This is a genomic window from Mesorhizobium sp. SP-1A (assembly GCF_032460275.1).
In the GTDB taxonomy this organism is placed as follows: Bacteria; Pseudomonadota; Alphaproteobacteria; order Rhizobiales; family Rhizobiaceae; genus Mesorhizobium.
The window spans coordinates 131,843-151,329 of the sequence record NZ_JAVXZD010000005.1 but is presented as its reverse complement, the minus strand read 5'-3'; the positions used below and the strand labels follow the sequence as shown (position 1 = coordinate 151,329).

Genomic DNA, 19,487 nt, shown 5'->3' with positions numbered 1-19,487 from the left:
AAAGCCCTAGCCTGCGGCCAGGGTCCGGGCGCATTGCATAAACGGTACCCGCTAGACGATCAGCGCCCTACCACCTAGTCGCTGTCGGGGACGGCTACAGCGCTGTTGAGGGCGCGCCGCCCCCGACAGCTTCACACCCGGCTCTGGCTGTGCGATGTCTAAGCGACAGGATCGTGTGGGGGCGAAAAGGCTTCGACACCAAGGCCATTCGCACGCTGGTGCGCTTGCGCAAGAAAGACCAGGCCGAGCGCGAGGAAGAGGAATCGATCCTGGATCTGTACAAAGCTGCTCTCGGCATGGTGTGACTTGATCCAAGCCGTCGGTCGCGAGCGAGTTCGCTGACCACTTGTTTGGCCCCGCAAGGCTTTTGCCTGCGGGGCTTTAATTTTCCACGCGTCCCGCCTGTGTGATATCCGGCTGAAGAAAACCCCGCGGTTCTGATGACTGTCCGGCGGCGGGCACCCGCGGATAGCCTTTTGTCCCTTGCGGCTGGAGGTCAAAGAGGGATCGGGCGCCCCTCAGGCAAAACCCGATCCCAAGAGTTCTATTTCCTGTTGCCGGCGATGAAATCCGCCATCAGCGAAACCATCTCGAACATCACCACCATGGCGTTCATAGCGGTAATGTTGTTGGGGCTGTCCTTGGTCGGCATGAGGCAGACGACGTCGCCGCCGACGATGTTGAGCCCGCGCAGGCCCTGCAGCATGCGCACGGCATCGCCGATGCGGATGCCGGGATAGCCCGGCTCCAGGTTCGACACGCCGGGCGCATCGGCCGGATCGAGCGAATCCAGATCGAAGGTGATGTAGACCGGCGCATCGCCGATGCGCTCGCGCAAAGCGTCGATCACGCCCTTCGTGCCGATCTCTTCATATTCGTCCATGCCGATGATGCGATAGCCGAGGTCCTCGCTGGTGTTGCGTGAACCGGGTGTCCCGACATTCGGGCGAATGCCGACCTGCGTCGAGCGGTGCGGATCGACATGGCCTTCCTCGACCAGATAGCTCGCCCAATGGGCGGCGGAACGGCGATTGCCCAGCCAATGCGGCAGGTGGTTATAGCTGTCGGTGTGGGAATCGAAATGCACCAGCGCCACCTTCTCGCCCTTGGTCAGGCGGGAATGCTTGCCGGCCACCGCCTTCACCAGCGGGCCGGTGACGGCATGGTCGCCGCCCATCGAGACAAGGCGCGTGCCCGCCTGATCGAAGCGCTTGGCGAAGGCCTCGATATGCTCCACGCAAATGTCGTTGACCATCGCCTCCGGCAACGGCACATCGCCCGCATCGTTGATGCGGCAGACATCCCATGGGACCAGGTTGAAACGGCCATGGCCGCGGCGATACTGCGCCGAGACGTTGCGCACGGCGCGCGGTCCGAGGTGCTGGTCGCGCTCGGTCGAGCCGTTGCCCGAGGAGTGCGGCACGCCGATCAGCGCGATGTCGCTTTCAACCGGGTTTTCCTTCCAGGGGCTGCGGAAGAAGGTCGGGATGCCCCACCAGTACCAGCGCTCCACCTCTTTCTTGGCGGCTTCCACATCGAATTCGGACATCGTCTTGTGCTCCTTCTTCCTCGTATTTCGGTGGCCCGTGCGGGCATGGGAATTCCGTTCGCCCGTTCAGATGAATGAGCGGCGATAGGTGTCGATGGGTGCGCCGGCTGCTTCAGGGAGCCGCAGGCATGAGAACCGCCTCGCGGGACGCTGCCGCGCCAGTGTTCGGCTGGCAGGTCAGGAAAGCTGCATCCTGCCGGATTTCGAGCACTGTCGGCACAGTGCGGTTACCGGCATCGGCCAATTCGGCGGCAAGCTGCTCGAAGCTGTTGATACGCTCGGCATGGCAGCCGAAACCGCGTGAGATGATGATGAAATCGGGCCAGCAGCCTGATCGTCATTTCTGCGCAAGTCGGCATAGCTTGGTTCCGGACTGCTCGACGGCTCGCGCCTCAGTGCATGATCTGCGAGAGGAAGTTGCGCGCCCGCTCGGTCTTCGGCGCGTCGAAGAATTCGTCCGGCGGCGCGATCTCCACCACCTGCCCTGCGTCCATGAAGATGATGCGGTCGGCGACCTTGCGGGCGAAGCCCATCTCGTGGGTCACGCACAGCATGGTCATGCCGCCGCGCGCAAGTTCGACCATCACGTCCAGCACCTCGCCGACCATTTCCGGGTCGAGCGCCGAGGTCGGCTCGTCGAACAGCATCACCTCGGGCTCCATGCACAGGGCGCGCGCGATTGCCACGCGCTGCTGCTGGCCGCCTGAAAGCTGGCTCGGCATCTTGTGCGCCTGCTCGGCGATGCGCACACGTCCCAGCAGGCGGATAGCCGTCTCCTCAGCTTCCGCACGCGACTTGCCACGAACTTTCATTGGCGCAAGCAGGCAGTTTTCCAGCACGGTGAGATGCGGGAACAGGTTGAAGCTCTGAAACACCATGCCGACCTCGCAACGGATGGCGCCCACGTTCCTGTTCTTGCCGTCGAGCTCGACATTGTTGACGTGGATGGTACCCACGTCATGCGGCGACAGGTGGTTGATGCAGCGGATGAGAGTCGACTTGCCCGAGCCGGAAGGCCCGCAGATGACGATCTTCTCGCCCTTGGCGATCGACAGGTCGATGTTCTGGAGAACCCGGAAGTCGCCGTAGTTCTTGCTGACATTGGCAAGCCGAATGATCTTGCTCATGGAGGCTATCCCTATCCTGGAACCGGCTCAGGCGCGGCGCATCAGCGCCATCGCCTTTTGGACGACGCCCGGATCGCCGGCGGCCTCGGCCTTGGAGCGATCCCAGCTGTATTTGCGCTCGAGCTTGCCCTGCAGGAACACCAGTGCGTAGACCATGATCAGATAGTAGATCAGCGCGGCGGCGTAGTATTCCGAGAACTGGAAGGTGGTGGACACCGCCCGCGAGGCCGTACTCATCAATTCCTGCAGCGAGATCACCGACGCCAGCGACGTGATCTTCAGCAGCGTGATGAATTCGTTGACCGTGGGCGGAATGGCGACGCGCATCGCCTGCGGCAACGTGATGTAGCGGAAGATCTGGAAGCGGCTGAGGCCGAGCGCCTCGCCGGCCGCTTGCTGCCCCGGATCGACGGCCTTCAGCGCAGCGCGATTGATCTCCACCTGGTAGGCGGCCTCGTTGAGGCTGAGCGCGATCCAGGCCGCCAGGAAAGGCGTGAACCACGGCTCCCGGAAGATCGGGAAGAATTGCGGCAGCGCGTTCCAGACGAAGAGAAGCTGCAGCAGCGTCGGTGCGCCGCGCAGCATGCCCACCAGCCCCTTCAGCACGCCCGGCACGAACCCGCCGCCGCGATCGATGATCACCGCCACCGGGACCGAGATCAGGATGCCCACGCCGTGGGCCAGCAAGGACAGGGCTATGGTGATGCAGGCGCCCCGGAAGAACGCCTCGGACGTCAGGGCGGCCCAGAAGGCGGGAAAATCGAAACTCATGACGGCTGATCCACACGCTCGCAAGGGTCAGGAAACCGCAAGACCCGAAGCGCATCCGGGCCTCATGCATGCCAGGCGACCGACGCGGACCAAACCACGCCGGCCTGCCATGCTTCATTCGCCGGCGGCGATGGCTCCGGGCGACAGATGCCATTTCTCGGTGATCGACTTCAGTGCGCCATTCCCGGCAAGGGCCGAGAGCGCGGTGGCGACCGCCTGCTTGTCCCCGCCGTTGCGGCGCAGATAGACGCCGAAGGTGTCATGCCCTGGGAACGCATAGACGATCTTGAGCTGGCCGGGATGCTGAAGCTCGCGATAGGCAAGCTCGGTGTCCTGCGAGACGGCCGCCGCCGCCCTGCCCACCAGCACCTGCTGGATGACGTCGGTCTGCTTGGGATAGGTCTGGATGCTGATCTCGTCCTTACCTTCCGCCTTCAGCTTGGCGCTGACCTTCTCCAGTTCCTCGACATAGTGCGTGCCGGCCTGGACGGCGACCACCTTGCCGCTGAGATCAGCGGGATCGGCGATCGCCAGATCGCTCTTGGCCGAAGTGAAGACGACCAGCGCGGTTCCCAGATAGGGCGCGGCATCATAGGTCTTGGTACGCTCCGGGGTGACCAGGATGCCGCTGATGACGGCATCGCAGCGCTGCGCTTCGAGGCCCGGCAGCAAGCCCGTGAAATCCGAGACCACGACGCGCGGCTTCAGACCCCAGTGCTCGGCCAGGGCTTCCGCCAGATCGATGTCGTAGCCGACCGGCTTCTGCTCGCCGGCAGCCTCGAAAAATTCCATTGGCGGGAAGGTGGCGTCCGTGCAGACGACCAATTCGCCTTTGTCGGCGAAACTCGGCTTGGGCGCATCGGCATGAGCCGAAGCGGAAACCGCAATGAAGCCTGCGACTGCCGCAAGCGCGACGCGAGAACGTTGATTCCTGAAAGCCATTGGCTCCTCCCCTTGTTGAGACTCGCCCGTTCGCGGGCGTTCTTGTCATCGACAGGGCAGAGCGTTCCCACTAATTTCGCTATAAGTCAACAAAATTCAGTTACAACGAACTTCCTTTAGGCTAACTGTTCGTCACCGGCACTTCCAGTGCCGGCAGAGACTCACGTAAGGTAGCTGCATGGCAAACATTCCCACCGAGGCCCCGAAGGCAAAGAACGGCGGTAAACAATCGCCCCGGATTGGCCATCTGCTGCGCGATAGGCGCCGGCAACTCGATCTGACACTCGATGCAGTGGCCGAAGCGACCTTGCTGACCAAAGGCTTCTTGAGCGACATAGAGCGCGACAAGACCTCTCCGTCGGTCGCGTCACTGGTTAAGCTGTGCGACGTGCTCGGCATGCCCGTCGGAGACCTGTTCTCTTCATCGCAGTCGGCGGTGGTGCGCGCGGACGAACGTCCGCCGATCAAATTCGGCGGCACCGGCGTTTCCGACCATCTGCTGACCCCCACCACCAGCCTGCGCCTGCAGGCCATCTGGTCCGAGATCGAGCCCAACGGCACCGGCGGCGAACAGCTCTATTCGCTGCGGTCGGAGGAAGAGTTCATCATCGTGCTGTCGGGCGAATTGGCGCTGCAACTGGAGAACGAAACCTTCATCCTTCAGCAAGGCGATGCGATGACCTTCGATCCGCGCCGTCTGCACACCTTCTACAACCCCTCCGACAGTGAGCCCACAACGGCGATTTTCGTGATGACGCCAAAACCGCGCTAGCGGCCAGGCAGGCATGAGGCCGCCCATGCGGCCCATGTCCGTGCATTGTTCAGGTTTTTGGACGCTCCAGCCAGTCGAGCAGGCGATAGAACTCACCCACCGCCGGCAGGAACCAGGGGTGGCCGCTGTAGCCCGGCATTGTCGTGAAGCGGGTGCGGGCAAAGGCAGTGTCGCCACCCTGGCCAAGAATGCGGCGACCGATCTGGTCGCCAAAATAGCTCATCAGTGCCACGCCCTGCCCGCAGCAGCCGAGCGCGAAATGGATGCCCTCGTACTGCCCGACATGCGGCAGCTTCTGGAAGGTGAAGGCGACATTTCCGGTCCAGCTATACTCCACCCGCGCCTCGACGAGCGAGGGAAAAACGGTCGACATGGCGGCATGCAGGCGGGCCGCGCTTTCATCGGTGCTGATCGGCCGGAAACTGGTACGGCCGCCGAAAATCATGCGGGTGCCGTCCGGCGACAGGCGGTAGTAAAAGAGGTTGCGCTTGGTATCCTGGATCATGCGCACGGCCGGGATCAGCGCGCGCAGCCTGGCAGGGTCCATCTGCTCGGTGGCGATGATGTAGCTGCCGATCGGGATGACCCGGCGCCGGAACCACGGCATGGCCGGATCGGTATAGGCATTCGTCGCAATGATAACCTGGCCGGCGCGCACGCTGCCGCGATCGGTTGACAGAACGTAGGCCGCGCCTTGCCGCTCGGTGCGCCGCACGCGGCAGCGGCTGCGGAATTCCACCCCGGCGGCCCGGCAAGCGGCCACGAGCCCGGCATGATATTTGGCCGGATGCAAGCCGCCGGCCATGACCGCGGTGCGACCGCCATAATAGATGTCGGAGGCAAGTTCGCCGTGCTGCTCGGCCCGAGGCACCATCCGGGTTTCGACGCCAAGGTCTGCCAGTTCCTCGGCCTCGCGCGCCAGTGCTTCGTAGTGCTTGGGCGCATAGGCGGCAAAATACATGCCCATGCGCTGGTAGTCGCACTCGATCCGCTTTTCCGAGATCGACTGCTCGAGAAACAGGACAGAATCCTGCGCCTCCTGGAAAAGTGCATTGGCGGTGTCGCGGTCATAGGCGTCACACAGTTCCTTGTGCGACAGCTTCAGCGTGCCGGAAACCATGCCGCCGTTGCGCGTGCTGGCGCCGAAGCCGAGATCCTGCGCGTCGATCACCAGCACAGACATGCCGCTCGAGGTCAGCCTGTGCGCAGCCGAAAGACCTGTATAGCCCGAACCGATGACGGCAACATCATAGCTGCCATGGACGCTGCCGCCGTCCTCCGGCAAACTTGGTGAACGCGCCTGCCACCAGTAGGGGTCACGGCCGATATTTTGAAACTGTTGCCGCCGCAAACACGCCCCCGACATATAGCGAATTTTGTTCGCTTATAGGTTACTTCTCTGGCGTTGCAAGCTGAATTGGGGCGCAATGAAAATCGTTCCCAGCGAGACGCTGGGGCCGAACGGGGCGTGTCGCCGGGGAACAGATCCCCAACGCCCCGCACCCGTCAGATGCACGGCATTTCGGCAGCGGCGCGGCCTAGAACGCTACCGAAACAGCAGCGTGGCGTCGCGATGATCTTCCGGCTCCCCACGCTCCGCCGGCTCTTATTGCTTGGCGGCGTCTTCCAGATAGGCGATCACATTCGCGATGTCGGCGTCGCCCTTGAGCCCGGCGAAGCCCATCTTGTTGCCGGGCACCTTGTCCTTGGGCGATTTCAGATAGGCCGAGAGATTGGCCTCGTCCCAGACCAGGCCGGCCTCGCCCGCCTTCTTCATGGCAGGGGAATATTTGCCCGCGAAGCTCGGCAGCGTGCCGGCCTTGCGCCCCACGACGCCGTGCAGCGAAGGGCCGACCTTGTCCTTGTCGGTCGCCGCTTCATGGCAGACCATGCATTTGACGAAGACCTTTTTCCCGGCTGCCGCGTCGCCCGCCGCCAGGGCAGGGGCTGCCGCGATCGGTGAAACTGCAAGAAGGGCCGTTGCGGCCAATGCCGTCAGTCTCATGACTTCTCTCCTCTTCCGGGCCGGCGCGGGGCCCGGCGGGCGGATATTACCGCCGCTGCGGGGCGCGCGCCATATGGATCGAAACGGTCGAACGGGGCGACAAGGCCCGAGATCAGGCGTATGATCCGTCGTCCTGAGGGTCGCCGTATCATGCGCGCCAGGCAGGCGGCGACCGAAACCGGATCCGATCTCGGAGGAATGGTGATGGCAAGCTTCCATGTCTATGCAGCGGGGATCGGCGGCAGCGTCGAGCATCCCGCCATACGCCGGATTGGGGTGGCGGAGGTGTTCGAGGCGCTTCGCCTCGGCTTCGAGGATTTCTGGGCCAAACCCTCGCACTACGTGTTCCTGTGTCTGATCTACCCGCTGGTCGGCGTCTTCCTGTTCGCCTGGACGTCCGGCGGCAACGCCTTCCAGCTCGTCTTCCCGCTGATGAGCGGCTTCGCGCTGCTCGGGCCGATCGCCGGCATCGGCCTCTACGAGATCAGCCGCCGCCGCGAACAGGGCCTCGACAGCTCGTGGTGGCACGCCCTGGACGTCAGGAGATCCCCCGCCATCCCGGCGATCGTCGCGCTCGGCATCATGCTGATGGCGTTGTTCGTCGCCTGGCTGCTCTGCGCGCAGGCGCTCTACACGCATTTCTACGGCAACGCCGCGCCGGCCTCCTTCTCCGGCTTCATCTCCGACGTGCTCACCACCCGCCGCGGCTGGGAACTGATGATCTACGGCAACCTCGTCGGCTTCGTGTTCGCGCTGGTGGTGCTGGGCACCACGGTCATCGCCTTCCCGCTGCTGCTGGACCGCGACGTCGGCGCCTACGCCGCCGTCGAAACCTCGGTGCGGGCGCTCCTCACCAACCCGGTGCCGATCCTGCTGTGGGGGCTGATCGTGGCTGTCTGCCTGGCAATCGGCTCGCTGCCGATATTCGCCGGCCTGGCGGTGGTGCTGCCCGTGCTCGGCCATGCCACCTGGCATCTCTACCGCGAGCTGGTGGTGCCGCCCGACGCGGCGCGGCTGCGGCGGTAACGCGCCGCGCAATGACGGGGGCGCCCGCCTAGGAGCGCCTCCGTCCTGCCGGCGCCGTCAGGCCGGGTGGCTGATGCGGACCATGCGGGCGCCCTGCAGCAGGTCGAGGAAATCGCCGCCGCTGACATGCACCAGCGTCTTGTGGTCGCCGCCTTCGAAATAGACGTCGCCCGGCGCGCCGAAGCTGTCGTCGAGGACGACCGGCACGCCGTAGGCCGCGCCGACCGGCGGCACCGCGCCGACGTCGCAATCGCTGAAGAGCTGGCCGACCTCGTCTTCCGAGGCGAGGCCGAGCCGCCTGTCGATCACCTCCTGCAACGTGCCGAGCTCCACCCGGTGGTTGCTGGGCACCACGGCCAGGGCATAGCCCGTCTCGTGATGGAGCAGCACCGATTTGGCGAGCCGCCGGCCCGGAACGTGCGCGGCCTGCGCCGTCTGGCTGCTGGTCGAGGTGCGGTGATGGGCAACGGTCTCGTAGCGGATGCCCTTGCCGGCGAGATAGTCCTGAAGTTTCCTTGCAATCGTCATCGTGGGCGTCCTTCTGCTGGAAGTGGCCGGGAAGCGGCCGACGCGTCTGAGAACGACACCGCCATTGTCCTCCCATTCCGCGACCTGTCAATGACGGAGATGGTCCGCAATGCGATGCGGAACGCCCCGCCGCCCCGGCAACGCGCCGCGAAACCGTGGACGTCCTACCGGCCCGCTCCGAACGACAGCACGCGGGTCAGCTCCGTATAGTCGGACTCGATCACCATGATCGCCACGAAGACCATGATGAGCAGGGGCGGCACCAGGATCGCATAGGCGAGCGCCAGGCGCTCCCACGCCATGTGCATGAACACGGCGACGATGAGCCCGGCCTTGAGCAGCATGAGCGTGACGATCAGCGCCCATCTGAGATGGCCCTGCAGGCCGAAATAGTCGACGGCGTAGGAGCAGGCGCTGAGCACGAACAGCCAGCCCCAGACGACGAGATAGAGCCTGATCGGGTGCTGCTGGCCTTCCGCATGCGCCTTCGCCGGGGCGGCCGTTCCGTGCAGCGCGGTGTCCTGAATCTCGGCCTCGGTCATCGCTTGCCTCACCAAAGATAGAAGAACGCGAAGATGAAAACCCACACCAGGTCGACGAAGTGCCAGTAGAGCCCCAGGATCTCGACGTTCTCGTAGCGGCCGCGCCGGCTGGTGAAGAACCCTCTGGCGCCGGTGTCGAAGTCGCCGCGCCACACCTTGCGCGCGGTGATCAGCAGAAAGATCACGCCGAAGGTGACATGGGTGCCGTGAAAACCGGTGATCATGAAGAAAGACGAGCCGAACTGCGCGGCGCCCCACGGATTTCCCCAGGGCCGCACGCCTTCCAGGATGAGCTTGGTCCATTCGAAGCCCTGCATGCAGACGAAGGTGGCGCCGAGCGCGGCCGTCGCCAGCATCAGCGCGGCGGTCTTCCTGCGCTCCTGTCGGTAGCCGAAGTTCACCGCCATGGCCATGGTGCCGCTCGAGGAGATCAGCACGAAGGTCATGATGGCGATCAGGAGCAGGGGAACGCTGACGCCGCCGATATGCAGGCCGAACACCTCGCTCGGGTTCGGCCAGGGCACCGTCGTCGACATGCGCGCGGTCATGTAGGACAGGAGGAAGCAGCCGAAGATGAAGGTGTCCGAGAGCAGGAAGATCCACATCATGGCCTTCCCCCAGGAGACGTTCTTGAACGCCCGCTGGTCGGAAGCCCAGTCGGCGGCCACGCCGCGCAGGCCCGTCGGACCCGGCGCGGCGCGATGGCCATGCTCCAGTGCGGTGTCGGTCATCCTTCCTCTCCTAGCCCAGCAGCCCGCGGCAAAAATCGATGAAGTTGCCCGCCCAGCCCATCAGCACGCTGAACAGCGCCAGCCAGACGACGAACAGCACGTGCCAGTACATGGCGCAGAGTTCGGCCGGCAGCATCAGTCCGGCCGTGCGCGTCGCCCGCCAGGCCCGCACATTGGTCGCCGCCAGCGCGGCCAGGCCGCCCGCGATATGCAGCCCGTGCATGGCGGTCAGCAGGTAGAAGAAGCTGACCGACGGATTTTCGGCGACGAAATAGCCTTGCGCGGCGAGATCGCGCCAGGCCAGCAACTGGCCGCCGAGAAAGGCCAGCGACGCCGCCGCGGCGGCGAAAAGGGCAAGCCGCAGATCGTCGAGCCGCCCGGTGTGCGCGGCGGAAACGGCGCATTGCAGGGCAACGCTCGCCAGCCCCAGCATCGCGGTGTTCAGCCACAGCAGCTTCGGCATCGGCGCGGGCTGCCAGTCGGCATAGACCATGCGCATGAAATAGGCGCTGATGAGCAGCGCAAACAGCGCCCCCACCACGGCGAGGAAGACGCCGAGGCCGATCTTGGCCGGATGCGTGGCCGGGGCCTCCGTCTGCGGATAGGCGGTGACCGGCCCCGCCTCCAGCCAGGGTTTGGACATCAGCCGCTGGCGCGACAGCCACCAGCCGGCGATTGCCGTGACGATGGCGAGGAAGACCAGGATCGCGCTCATGCCGGCCCGCCCTGCGTCAGCGGATTGGGATCGTTCTGGGCGATGAAGTCCTCGGGCGCGCCCGGCACGCTGTAGTCGTAGGCCCAGCGGTACACCACCGGCAGTTCCCTGCCGAAATTGCCGTGCGGCGGCGGCGTGCCCGCCGTCTGCCATTCGAGCGTGGTCGCCCGCCACGGATTGTCGCCGGCCTCCCGGCCGTGACGCAGGCTCCGGAACAGGTTGAACAGGAACACCATCTGGGCGCAGCCCACCACCAGCGCCGCGACGGTGATGAACTCGTTGAGCACATGCACCGAAGGCGGCACGAAGGCGGTGTCGCCGAGTTCGGGATAGCGGCGCGGCACGCCGACCAGCCCGACATAGTGCATGGGGAAGAAGATCATGTAGGCCCCGAGGAAGGTCACCCAGAAATGGATGCGGCCGAGGGTCTCGTCGAGCATGCGGCCGGTGATCTTGGGATACCAGTGATAGATCGCGCCGAAGACCACCAGGATGGGCGCCACGCCCATCACCATGTGGAAATGCGCGACCACGAACATGGTGTCCGACAGGGGCACGTCGACCACCACGTTGCCGAGGAACAGGCCCGTCAGCCCGCCATTGACGAAGGTGACGATGAAGGCCAGCGCGAACAGCATCGGCGTGGTCAGGTGGATGTCGCCGCGCCACAGCGTCAGCACCCAGTTGTAGACCTTGATGGCGGTGGGAATGGCGATGATCAGCGTGGTGGTGGCGAAGAAGAAGCCGAAATAGGGATGCATGCCCGACACGTACATGTGGTGCGCCCACACGACGAAGGACAGCGCGCCGATGGCCACGATCGCCCATACCATCATGCGGTAGCCGAAAATGTTCTTGCGGGCGTGCGTGGAAATAAGGTCGGAGACGATGCCGAAGGCCGGCAGCGCCACGATGTAGACTTCCGGGTGGCCGAAGAACCAGAACAGGTGCTGGAACATGATCGGGCTGCCGCCGTCGTGCGGAAGCGGGTTGTTGCCCATCTCCACCACTGCCGGCATGAAGAAGCTCGCGCCGATCAGGCGGTCGAACAGCATCATCACGCAGGCGACGAACAGGGCCGGGAAGGCGAGCAGCGCCATCACCGTGGCGGTGAAGATGCCCCAGACGGTCAGCGGCAGGCGCATCAGGGTCATGCCGCGCGTGCGCCCCGGAGCACCGTCACCACATAGTTGAGGCCGCCCATGGTGAAGCCGACGATGAACAGGATGAGCGAGACCAGCATCAGGACGATGCCCCAGTCCTGGCCGCCGGGCGTGCCGGAGGTGATCGCCTGCGGCGGATAGAGCGTCCAGCCCGCCCCGGTCGGCCCGCCCGGCGCGAAGAAGCCAGCGACCAGCACCAGCACCGCGAGCAGGTAGATCCAGTAGCTCAGCATGTTGACATAGGGAAACACCATGTCGCGCGCGCCCACCATCAGCGGGATCAGGTAGTTGCCGAAGCCGCCGAGGAACAGCGCGGTGAGCAGGTAGATCACCATGATCATGCCGTGCATGGTCATGAACTGGTAATAGGTGTCGGGCGAAATGAAGGAGAAGGTGTCGGGGAAACCGAGCTTCAGCCGCATCAGCCAGGACAGCACCAGCGCCACCAGCCCGATGGCGGTCGCCGTGCCGCCATACTGGATGGCGATGACCTTGGCGTCCTGCGAGAAGACGTATCTCGTCCACCAGCTATGCGGATGATAGAGTTCCACCTCGGCCACTTCGGCGGGGTGGATGAGGTCTGCTCCGTGAGGCGTGACGTCGACCATCGCTGCACCTGTGCGCTTTCCTTCCTTCCCGGCAGGCGGCGCTCCGGCCGTCGGGCCGCTTGCCTGGCTAGGGCGCCATCGCCGTCTTCGGTTCGGCCAGGGCACCCACCTTCGCCGGCGCCGACAATTGCGCGAAGGTCGACTGCTGCTGCAGCCACGCCGTGTAGTCCTGCTGGTTGTCCACCTTCACCACGCCGCGCATGAAGGCGTGGCCGATGCCGCAAAGCTCGGCGCACAGCACCTCGAAAGTGCCGGTCCGGGTCGGGGTGAACCAGAAATAGGTGACCGTGCCCGGCAGCATGTCCATCTTGGCGCGGAACTCCGGAACGTAGAAGTCATGGATCACGTCGATCGAGCGCAGCAGCACCCGCACCGGCTTGCCGACCGGCAGATGCAGGTCCGTGGCCACGACCACGACGTCGTCGCGGCCGTTCGGGTCATGCGGGTCGATGCCGAGCGGATTGTCGGGGCCGATGAACCTGGCGTTCGACGTGCCGAGCCTGCCGTCCTTGCCCGGCAGGCGGAAACTCCATTGCCATTGCTGGGCCACGACCTCCACCTCGGTCGCGTCCTTGGGAACGGTGACGAACTGGCTCCACACGATCAGCCCCGGCGCCAGCAGCGCCGCGACCCCGACCGCGGTGACGCCCGTCAGCCAGGATTCGAGCTTCCGGCTTTCGGGCTCGTAGGCCGCGCTCGCCCCGTCCCGGTGCCGGAACCGGTAGACGCAATAGGCCATGAACAGCACGACGGCGGAAAAGACGGTGCCGGTGATCCAGAAGGTGATGACGAGGGTGTGGTCGATATAGTTCCAGTTGGAGGCGATCGGCGTCGACCACCACGGGCTCAGCACATGGAACAGCACCGAGCCGACGACGATCAGAACCAGAACGAGTGCGACGGCCATCGTCCGTCCCTCCGGCGTCCCCGAAGACACGGCCTCGCGGGAAAGCCGCCGCGATTATAATCCAATTCGACGCGAGGGACCACTCACGCGCGAAACCGGCTGGACGAAGCGCGCGGCCTCGGCTTCTTCGACGGCATAAGGACGGGTTGCAGCCTCCCGATGGCCGGCGCACCGGGGCCGAAAACGCCCTCTCACGTCCTCTCCGCCGCTGCAACGGTCACGCGCCAGCGCCCTAGTCGCCGCCTTTCGCGCAAAACGGCTCCAAGATCCGGTCAGGCTGCGTATGCCGAGCCGTTGAGCCCCGCCCTGCCGGCGGATTTCGGCTTGGCCTTGGCGCGGCCGCCCTTGCGAACATAGGAGCGCTCCTTCTTCGCGTCGGTGTTGCCGGCGGCGGGGGCGGTCTTGGGGTCGATCTCTGCGCCCGAACCGGCCGCCGCCCGAATGCGGGCCGCATGTTCGGCTTCCAGCCGTTCGCTCGAGGCGGCAAGCTGGGATTCCAGCACGCGCAGCGCGGCGACGGCGTCCGCGAGCTTCTGCTTCAGCACCTCGATCTCGGTCGCGTCGGCGATCTGCTTTCGGGACGCCGCTTCCAGCCGCGTCTTCTGCGCCTCGGACTCGCTCCTCATGCGATGCACGGTGGACACGTGCCGGCCCTTGATCTCGTCGACGTCGGCCTCCAGCGCCATTATGCGATCCTGCGCCTCCTCGAGCTTGGCCTCCGTGGCCTCTGCATGCTTCTGGACCCGACGGCACTCCTTCTCGCCGTCCTCCGCCTTCAGGCGCAGCTCCGAAAGTTCCGCCGCCTCCGCCCGGCGTATGGAGGCGGCCTCCTCGAGCTTGCGTTCCGCCTCCGCATGCCGCTGTTCAAGCTCGGCAAGGCTGATCTGCTGGCTGACGTGCTTCTGGCGCAACAGCTCGTTTTCCCTTGTCGCCCGCTCGGCGAGGGCGGACTTGGAAGCCAGTTCGTTGAGCAGCGACGCCCGCTCGTTCTCGGCTTCCGCAAGGGCTTCCCGGATCTCGTTCGCTTCGAGCTGCGCGGCGCTCAGCGCTATCTTCAGCGTGTCGCCGTCCTGAACCAGAAGCGACAGGCGCCGTCTGTTCGCCTCGTCCTGCGCCTCCAGCCGCTCCTGATGCCCCTTGGCCTGCTCGAGCTGTTGCGCCTGCCTGCGGTTTTCGGCCACCATGGCCGCGAGCGACGACTCCAGGTCGTTGGCGCGGGTGATGCCGGCCCGGACGCTGCCGAGGAAGCGGAGGGCGGACTGCTGGGCGGCAACGACCGACGCCACCGCCTCTCCGATCGCCTCCAGGCTGCCGCCCGCTTCGCGCATGGCGTCCTCGACGGTCGACAAGGCGGCCAGCTCCGCCTGGGTATGCGACCGCTGCTTGACGTAGGGCTGCAGCTGTCCGGGGTCATAACCGGCCATGTCCGGCTCGGCCAGCAGGCCCGGACCATCCTCCCCGGGGGAACCGGCCGCGCCACGCTCGGCGCCATGCTCGACGTCCTCTTCGAGCACGGCAGAGAGTTCGTCCTCCAGTGCCTGGCCCAGATCCAGTCCCAGTACCTCGTTCTTTTCAGCGACGGCGGTGACTTTCTTGTCTTTCAGGATGCCGAACATGCAACTCCTCCCGTTCTGCCGCGGTTTTTTCATGTGTGCGGATGTCAAGATCTATATCCAAGATATCCACAAGCTGCATCGATCATTTGGAGTACCGTTATCTACACACGGCCCTGGGCCCGTCTCGGCGGACCTATTCTATGCCGGCAATCCGGCATCGTCGCTCGCCAGCCACGGCGGCGTTCCCCCGGATGAGCGGGCGAGGCAGGCCAGTCGGGGCCCGCCGGTCGTTCGCTCACAAGGTGACCTGGGTGCCGATCTCGACCACGCGGCCGGTCGGGATCTGGAAATATTCGGTGGCGTCGGCGGCCGTGCTGGCAAGCGCGATGAACAGCTTGTTCTGCCACAGGGGCATGCCGGAGGCGGGCGAGGTCTTGATCGAGCGCCGCGAAACGAAGAACGAGGTCGACATGATGTCGAACTTCCATCCCTGCTTGCGACAGAGCGTCAGGGCCTTCGGTACGTTCGGCTGCTCCATGTAGCCGAATTTCAGCGTCACCCGCATGAAATGATCGTTGATCTGCTCCAGCCTGACCCGGCGGCTCTCGGGAATAACGGGTTCGGGCGCCGTGGCCACGGTCAAGATGACGTTCTGCTCATGCAATACCTTGTAGTGCTTCAGGCTGTGCATCAGCGCGGTCGGCGCGCTTGTCCGGTCGCTGGTGAGGAATACGGCGGTGCCCGGCACGAGATGCGGCGGCTTGTCCGCCATCTGCTTGGCCAGGAAATCGATCGGAATCTCGCTCTTGCGGGTCTTCTCGAAAAGGAAGCGGGTTCCGCGCACCCAGGTGATCATGACGAGGAGAACCACGCCTGCGATCAGCAGCGATACCCAGCCGCCTTCCCGCACCTTCATGATGTTGGCGAGAAAGAAGCCGACATCGACCACGCCGAAGGCGACCGCCAGGCCGAGCGCCGGCAGAATCGTCCACCTCCAGATCCGGCGCATGGCGACATAAAGCAGTATGGTCGTGACGACCATGTTGCCGGTGACTGAGATGCCGTAGGCCGACGCGAGGGCGCTGGACTGGCGGAAATCGACGACCAGCAGCATGACCGCGAGCGCAAGCAGCAGGTTGACGCGCGGTATGTAGATCTGCCCCGACTGCGTCTCGGACGTGTGGCGCACCTCGAAGCGCGGCAGGATGTTGAGCTGGACCGCCTGTCGCGTCAGCGAATAGGCGCCGGAAATGACCGCCTGGCTGGCGATGACGGTCGCTGCCGTGGCCAGCACCACGACCGGCACCAGCGCCCAGCCCTGGTTCATCTCGAAGAACGGATTTCCGATTGTCCCGCCCTGAGAAAGCACAAAGGCGCCCTGGCCGAAATAGTTCAGCAGCAGGCACGGGAATACGATCGTCAGCCACGCCAGCACGATCGGCCTGCGGCCGAAATGGCCAAGGTCGGCGTAAAGCGCCTCGGCGCCCGTCACGGCCAGGAAAACGGCGCCGGTCGTCGCGATGGCGGTGCCGGGCGAATGGGTCAGGAAATAGACGCCATGGAGCGGGTTGATGGCCGTAACGACGCTTGAATCCTGCACGAGGCGCAACAGTCCCGAACATCCGATCACGAGAAACCACAGCGCGGTCACGGGCCCGAATACGGACGCAACGCTGCCCGTTCCCAGGCGCTGGACCGCGAACAGGACCGCAAGAATGGCCAATGTCAGCGGCACGATGACCGGGTCGAATGTCGGCGTCACCACGCTCAGGCCTTCGACCGCGGAAAGCACCGAGACCGCCGGCGTGATGACGGCGTCGCCGAGGAACAGGGCAGCGCCGCAGATGCCGATCAGAAGGATCGCGTCCGAGCGCTTCGCGAGACTGCGTCGCGCAAGCGCCATGAGCGACAGCGTGCCGCCCTCTCCCCGATTGTCGGCGCGGAGCACGAACACGATGTATTTGACGGTGACGATCACCGTCAGCGCCCAGACGATCAGCGACAACACGCCGAGGACGTCTTCGCGCCCGGCCTGATTCCCGCCGGTGGCCGCATGCAAGGCCTCGCGAAAGGCATAGATCGGGCTGGTTCCGATGTCGCCGTAGACGACCCCGAGGGCGCCGAGCATCAACAGCCTGATACCAGGCCGCCGCGACGGTTCCTGCGTCACGGGGGAGGCAGCGCGGCTGCTCGCATCGGCACTCGACATGGACGGCACCCATCCGGACTGTGGCGGATTGGCATGGTTCCATTGCCGTAGAAAAGCAATGGCTTTTCTGCGGACAATGCCGATACGCCGCCGATTTTCGGCAAACGAGCATCGTCGGCTCACTCTATCCTTATTATTTGCTCATGGACATGTTCGGATTCGTTTTTCACGCCACGCGCAACTCCCAAACCGGCCGCAGCGGTGGTAGTTTCGCGGCTGCGTCATAGAAGAGGCCTGTCAGCGGACGGAGCGGCTATGCGGCTACTCATCATTGAGGACGATCGGAAGACCGCCGACTACATCGTCCGCGGCCTGACCGAGGCCGGGCATCTTTGCGACTGCCTTGCCGACGGCCGCGACGGGCTGTTCGCCGCGACGCGCGACAGCTACGACGTGATCGTCGCCGACCGCATGATCCCGGGACTGGATGGCCTCTCGATGGTCAAGGCCGCACGCGCGGCCGGCGTGAAGGCGCCGGTCCTTTTCCTCACCTCGGTCGGCGGTATCGACGACCGGGTGGAGGGGCTGGAGGCCGGCGGCGACGACTATCTGGTCAAGCCCTTCGCGTTTTCCGAACTGCTCGCCCGCATCAACGCGCTCGGCCGCAGACCGCCCGCGCAGGAGCAGAAAGGCACGCTGCGCGTCGCCGACCTCGAAATGGACCTGATCCGGCGCCGGGTGACGCGGCAGGGCTGCACGATCGAGCTTCAGCCGCGTGAATTCAGGCTGCTCGAAGTGCTGATGGAGGGCGAGGGGCGGGTCATCACCCGCACGATGCTGCTGGAACAGGTCTGGGATTTCAATTTCGACCCCAAGACCAGCGTCGTCGAAACGCATATCAGCCGGCTGCGGACGAAGATCGACAAGCCCTTCGAAACGCCGCTGCTCCATACCGTGCGCAACATCGGCTACAGCCTGCATGCGCCAGCTTGACCTGTGGCGCAGCACGCCCTTCCGGCTGGCCTTGAGCTTCGCTCTGGTCGTCGTGCTCGCCTTCGTCCTGTCCGGCCTGATCGTCTACCAGTTGATGCGCGCCGATTTGTCGGACCGCCTCAACGCCTCTGCCCGCGAAACGTTTTCGGTGATCTCGGCCACCTATGCCGGCGGCGATCTGGAAGATCTCGTCGCCACCGTCGACAGCCACGCACGCCTCGCGTCGGGCAGGGAGCAACTGTTCTCGCTGACCGACGCGAACGGCGCGCATCTGGCGGGAAACCTGACGATGGGCGGCCTGCCGGACGGCTTTTCCGTCATCGACGGGCGGACGCCCGGCGTGCCGGCGGGGACGAGCTACAGGGCCTATTCCGGCAAGGTCGGCGCCAACAGGCTGACGGTGGCGCTCAGCACGTCCCAGACCGAGGCGCTGGAAGACATCATGTTCAACGGCTTCGGCTGGGCGACCGTCATCGTCGCCTGCCTCGCGGTGACGGGCGGCGCGCTGCTGGCCGCCCGCGTACAGCGCCGGCTGGACGCGATCGCGCGGACGATGAGCGACGTCTCGCAGGGCCAGCTCGGCGCGCGCATTCCCCTGATCGGCAACGGCGACGACATCGACGGCGTTTCGGCACAGGTCAATGCCGCGCTCGGGAGATTGGCGGCGTTGGTGGAGGGCATGCGGCAGGTTTCGAGCGACATCGCGCATGACCTGAAGACCCCGCTGAGCCGCCTTCAGATGACCCTCGAGGCGGCCGGCGAAAGGGCTGCCTCAGGCGATGACATATCACGCGAGATCGCCGAGGCCCGCGCCGAAAGCCGGCAGATCAACCAGACCTTCGAGGCCTTGCTGCGCATCGCCCAGATCGAAGCGGGCGCGCGCAAGTCACGTTTCGCCGACCTCGATCTGGACCCGCTGATCGACACGATCGCAGAGGTCTACGCCGATGTCGCGGAGGATGCCGGGATGTCGCTCTCGGCGCGCAAGACGTTGCAGGGTCCCGGCGGGCTGGTCCATGGCGACCGCGAATTGCTGACGCAGATGTTCGCCAACCTGGTGGAGAATGCCCTTCGCCACTGCCCCCCCGGCACCGCGATCGAAGTGTCGGTGAGACGGGACGGCGATCGGGTCGTCGCGACCGTCGCCGACAACGGACCCGGCATTCCCGAAGCCGAGCACGACAAGGTTTTCCGCAGGCTCTATCGGCTCGACAAGACCCGCACCACGCCCGGCAGCGGGCTTGGCCTCAGTCTCGTGCGCGCCGTCACCGACCTGCACGGCGCGACGATCCGGCTGGAGGACAGAAAACCGGGGCTCGCGGTCGTCGTCGCGTTCCCGTGCCTGAAGACAGGCGGCGCATGACGCGCCGCGCCCGGCGTCGCGGCGCGAACTTACCGATCCG

General features: G+C 65.2%; 18 protein-coding genes and 2 pseudogenes. 6 read left to right on the top strand and 14 right to left on the bottom strand.

What is annotated here, in order from left to right; all coding sequences use genetic code 11:
* Positions 1–188 precede the first annotated feature (188 nt).
* A pseudogene (locus tag QU595_RS22200) lies at positions 189–305 on the top strand (GapR family DNA-binding domain-containing protein); the annotation flags it as partial.
* Positions 306–544: 239 nt separating this feature from the next.
* Here QU595_RS22200 and QU595_RS22195 read toward each other — a convergent pair.
* Entirely contained in the window at positions 545–1,549 is a 1,005-nt protein-coding gene (locus tag QU595_RS22195) for an arginase family protein (RefSeq protein WP_315926002.1), read from the bottom strand.
* An 88-nt stretch (positions 1,550–1,637) separates the two neighbouring features.
* Between QU595_RS22195 and QU595_RS22190 the strand changes: the two genes are divergently transcribed.
* On the top strand, positions 1,638–1,853 hold the full coding sequence (locus QU595_RS22190) for a hypothetical protein (RefSeq protein WP_315926000.1): 216 nt from the start codon (positions 1,638–1,640) through the stop codon (positions 1,851–1,853).
* A gap of 88 nt (positions 1,854–1,941) precedes the next feature.
* On the opposite strand, the gene QU595_RS22185 is transcribed toward QU595_RS22190, so the two are convergent.
* The 3 genes from QU595_RS22185 to QU595_RS22175 all read right to left on the bottom strand — a co-directional run bounded on the left by QU595_RS22185 (position 1,942) and on the right by QU595_RS22175 (position 4,389).
* Entirely contained in the window at positions 1,942–2,676 is a 735-nt protein-coding gene (locus tag QU595_RS22185; RefSeq protein WP_315925998.1) for an amino acid ABC transporter ATP-binding protein, read from the bottom strand.
* 27 nt (positions 2,677–2,703) lie between these two features.
* Positions 2,704–3,447: an amino acid ABC transporter permease gene (locus QU595_RS22180; protein WP_315925996.1), complete on the bottom strand. Its 744-nt coding sequence runs from the start codon at positions 3,445–3,447 to the stop codon at positions 2,704–2,706.
* 114 nt (positions 3,448–3,561) lie between these two features.
* Entirely contained in the window at positions 3,562–4,389 is an 828-nt protein-coding gene (locus QU595_RS22175) for an ABC transporter substrate-binding protein (RefSeq protein WP_315925994.1), read from the bottom strand.
* Positions 4,390–4,567: 178 nt separating this feature from the next.
* Between QU595_RS22175 and QU595_RS22170 the strand changes: the two genes are divergently transcribed.
* Positions 4,568–5,161 (top strand): XRE family transcriptional regulator, encoded by a 594-nt coding sequence (locus QU595_RS22170; protein WP_315925992.1) that lies wholly within the window; start codon positions 4,568–4,570, stop codon positions 5,159–5,161.
* Between the two features lie 49 nt (positions 5,162–5,210).
* Here QU595_RS22170 and QU595_RS22165 read toward each other — a convergent pair whose 3' ends face one another.
* Positions 5,211–6,446 carry an FAD-dependent oxidoreductase gene (locus QU595_RS22165; protein ID WP_315925990.1) on the bottom strand — a complete coding sequence of 412 codons (1,236 nt, stop codon included), beginning with the start codon at positions 6,444–6,446 and terminating at the stop codon, positions 5,211–5,213.
* Positions 6,447–6,767: 321 nt separating this feature from the next.
* Entirely contained in the window at positions 6,768–7,166 is a 399-nt protein-coding gene (locus tag QU595_RS22160; protein ID WP_315925988.1) for a cytochrome c family protein, read from the bottom strand.
* A gap of 204 nt (positions 7,167–7,370) precedes the next feature.
* Here QU595_RS22160 and QU595_RS22155 point away from each other — a divergent pair, with 204 nt between their 5' ends.
* Positions 7,371–8,192 (top strand): DUF2189 domain-containing protein, encoded by an 822-nt coding sequence (locus tag QU595_RS22155; protein ID WP_315926479.1) that lies wholly within the window; start codon positions 7,371–7,373, stop codon positions 8,190–8,192.
* A gap of 57 nt (positions 8,193–8,249) precedes the next feature.
* On the opposite strand, the gene QU595_RS22150 is transcribed toward QU595_RS22155, so the two are convergent.
* From QU595_RS22150 to QU595_RS22115, 8 genes and pseudogenes are all read right to left on the bottom strand, one after another.
* Entirely contained in the window at positions 8,250–8,720 is a 471-nt protein-coding gene (locus QU595_RS22150) for an aminoacyl-tRNA deacylase (RefSeq protein WP_315925986.1), read from the bottom strand.
* A gap of 164 nt (positions 8,721–8,884) precedes the next feature.
* A complete protein-coding gene (locus tag QU595_RS22145; RefSeq protein ID WP_315925984.1) occupies positions 8,885–9,262 on the bottom strand; it encodes a cytochrome C oxidase subunit IV family protein in 378 nt (125 codons plus the stop codon).
* Positions 9,263–9,270: 8 nt separating this feature from the next.
* The gene (locus QU595_RS22140; protein ID WP_315925982.1) at positions 9,271–9,993 is read right to left on the bottom strand and encodes a heme-copper oxidase subunit III family protein; all 723 of its coding nucleotides are present in this window, start codon (positions 9,991–9,993) and stop codon (positions 9,271–9,273) included.
* Positions 9,994–10,003: 10 nt separating this feature from the next.
* Entirely contained in the window at positions 10,004–10,708 is a 705-nt protein-coding gene (locus tag QU595_RS22135) for a cytochrome c oxidase subunit 3 (protein WP_315925980.1), read from the bottom strand.
* Positions 10,705–12,479 (bottom strand): annotated as a pseudogene (gene ctaD / locus QU595_RS22130) (cytochrome c oxidase subunit I). Before ctaD ends, QU595_RS22135 begins: the two are co-directional and overlap by 4 nt.
* A gap of 67 nt (positions 12,480–12,546) precedes the next feature.
* Positions 12,547–13,386 carry a cytochrome c oxidase subunit II gene (locus QU595_RS22125; protein WP_315925978.1) on the bottom strand — a complete coding sequence of 280 codons (840 nt, stop codon included), beginning with the start codon at positions 13,384–13,386 and terminating at the stop codon, positions 12,547–12,549.
* Positions 13,387–13,658: 272 nt separating this feature from the next.
* The gene (locus QU595_RS22120; protein ID WP_315925976.1) at positions 13,659–15,002 is read right to left on the bottom strand and encodes a hypothetical protein; all 1,344 of its coding nucleotides are present in this window, start codon (positions 15,000–15,002) and stop codon (positions 13,659–13,661) included.
* Positions 15,003–15,237: 235 nt separating this feature from the next.
* The gene (locus QU595_RS22115; protein ID WP_410000553.1) at positions 15,238–17,151 is read right to left on the bottom strand and encodes a potassium transporter Kup; all 1,914 of its coding nucleotides are present in this window, start codon (positions 17,149–17,151) and stop codon (positions 15,238–15,240) included.
* Between the two features lie 255 nt (positions 17,152–17,406).
* Here QU595_RS22115 and QU595_RS22110 point away from each other — a divergent pair, with 255 nt between their 5' ends.
* Positions 17,407–18,084, top strand: a complete 678-nt coding sequence (locus QU595_RS22110) for a winged helix-turn-helix domain-containing protein (RefSeq protein WP_315925974.1) — start codon at positions 17,407–17,409, stop codon at positions 18,082–18,084.
* Positions 18,071–19,447 (top strand): ATP-binding protein, encoded by a 1,377-nt coding sequence (locus tag QU595_RS22105; RefSeq protein WP_315925972.1) that lies wholly within the window; start codon positions 18,071–18,073, stop codon positions 19,445–19,447. Before QU595_RS22110 ends, QU595_RS22105 begins: the two co-directional genes overlap by 14 nt.
* Positions 19,448–19,487 lie beyond the last annotated feature (40 nt).

Bases quoted from the DNA above. Each gene is read 5' to 3' on its own strand.
- QU595_RS22125 (WP_315925978.1), bottom strand. From the start codon at position 13,386: ATGGCCGTCGCACTCGTTCTGGTTCTGATCGTCGTCGGCTCGGTGCTG.
- QU595_RS22185 (WP_315925998.1), bottom strand. From the start codon at position 2,676: ATGAGCAAGATCATTCGGCTTGCCAATGTCAGCAAGAACTACGGCGAC.
- QU595_RS22155 (WP_315926479.1), top strand. From the start codon at position 7,371: ATGGCAAGCTTCCATGTCTATGCAGCGGGGATCGGCGGCAGCGTCGAG.
- QU595_RS22135 (WP_315925980.1), bottom strand. From the start codon at position 10,708: ATGAGCGCGATCCTGGTCTTCCTCGCCATCGTCACGGCAATCGCCGGC.
- QU595_RS22145 (WP_315925984.1), bottom strand. From the start codon at position 9,262: ATGACCGAGGCCGAGATTCAGGACACCGCGCTGCACGGAACGGCCGCC.
- QU595_RS22180 (WP_315925996.1), bottom strand. From the start codon at position 3,447: ATGAGTTTCGATTTTCCCGCCTTCTGGGCCGCCCTGACGTCCGAGGCG.
- QU595_RS22140 (WP_315925982.1), bottom strand. From the start codon at position 9,993: ATGACCGACACCGCACTGGAGCATGGCCATCGCGCCGCGCCGGGTCCG.
- QU595_RS22105 (WP_315925972.1), top strand. From the start codon at position 18,071: ATGCGCCAGCTTGACCTGTGGCGCAGCACGCCCTTCCGGCTGGCCTTG.
- QU595_RS22160 (WP_315925988.1), bottom strand. From the start codon at position 7,166: ATGAGACTGACGGCATTGGCCGCAACGGCCCTTCTTGCAGTTTCACCG.
- QU595_RS22110 (WP_315925974.1), top strand. From the start codon at position 17,407: ATGCGGCTACTCATCATTGAGGACGATCGGAAGACCGCCGACTACATC.
- QU595_RS22175 (WP_315925994.1), bottom strand. From the start codon at position 4,389: ATGGCTTTCAGGAATCAACGTTCTCGCGTCGCGCTTGCGGCAGTCGCA.
- QU595_RS22115 (WP_410000553.1), bottom strand. From the start codon at position 17,151: ATGTCGAGTGCCGATGCGAGCAGCCGCGCTGCCTCCCCCGTGACGCAG.
- QU595_RS22170 (WP_315925992.1), top strand. From the start codon at position 4,568: ATGGCAAACATTCCCACCGAGGCCCCGAAGGCAAAGAACGGCGGTAAA.
- QU595_RS22120 (WP_315925976.1), bottom strand. From the start codon at position 15,002: ATGTTCGGCATCCTGAAAGACAAGAAAGTCACCGCCGTCGCTGAAAAG.
- QU595_RS22195 (WP_315926002.1), bottom strand. From the start codon at position 1,549: ATGTCCGAATTCGATGTGGAAGCCGCCAAGAAAGAGGTGGAGCGCTGG.
- QU595_RS22150 (WP_315925986.1), bottom strand. From the start codon at position 8,720: ATGACGATTGCAAGGAAACTTCAGGACTATCTCGCCGGCAAGGGCATC.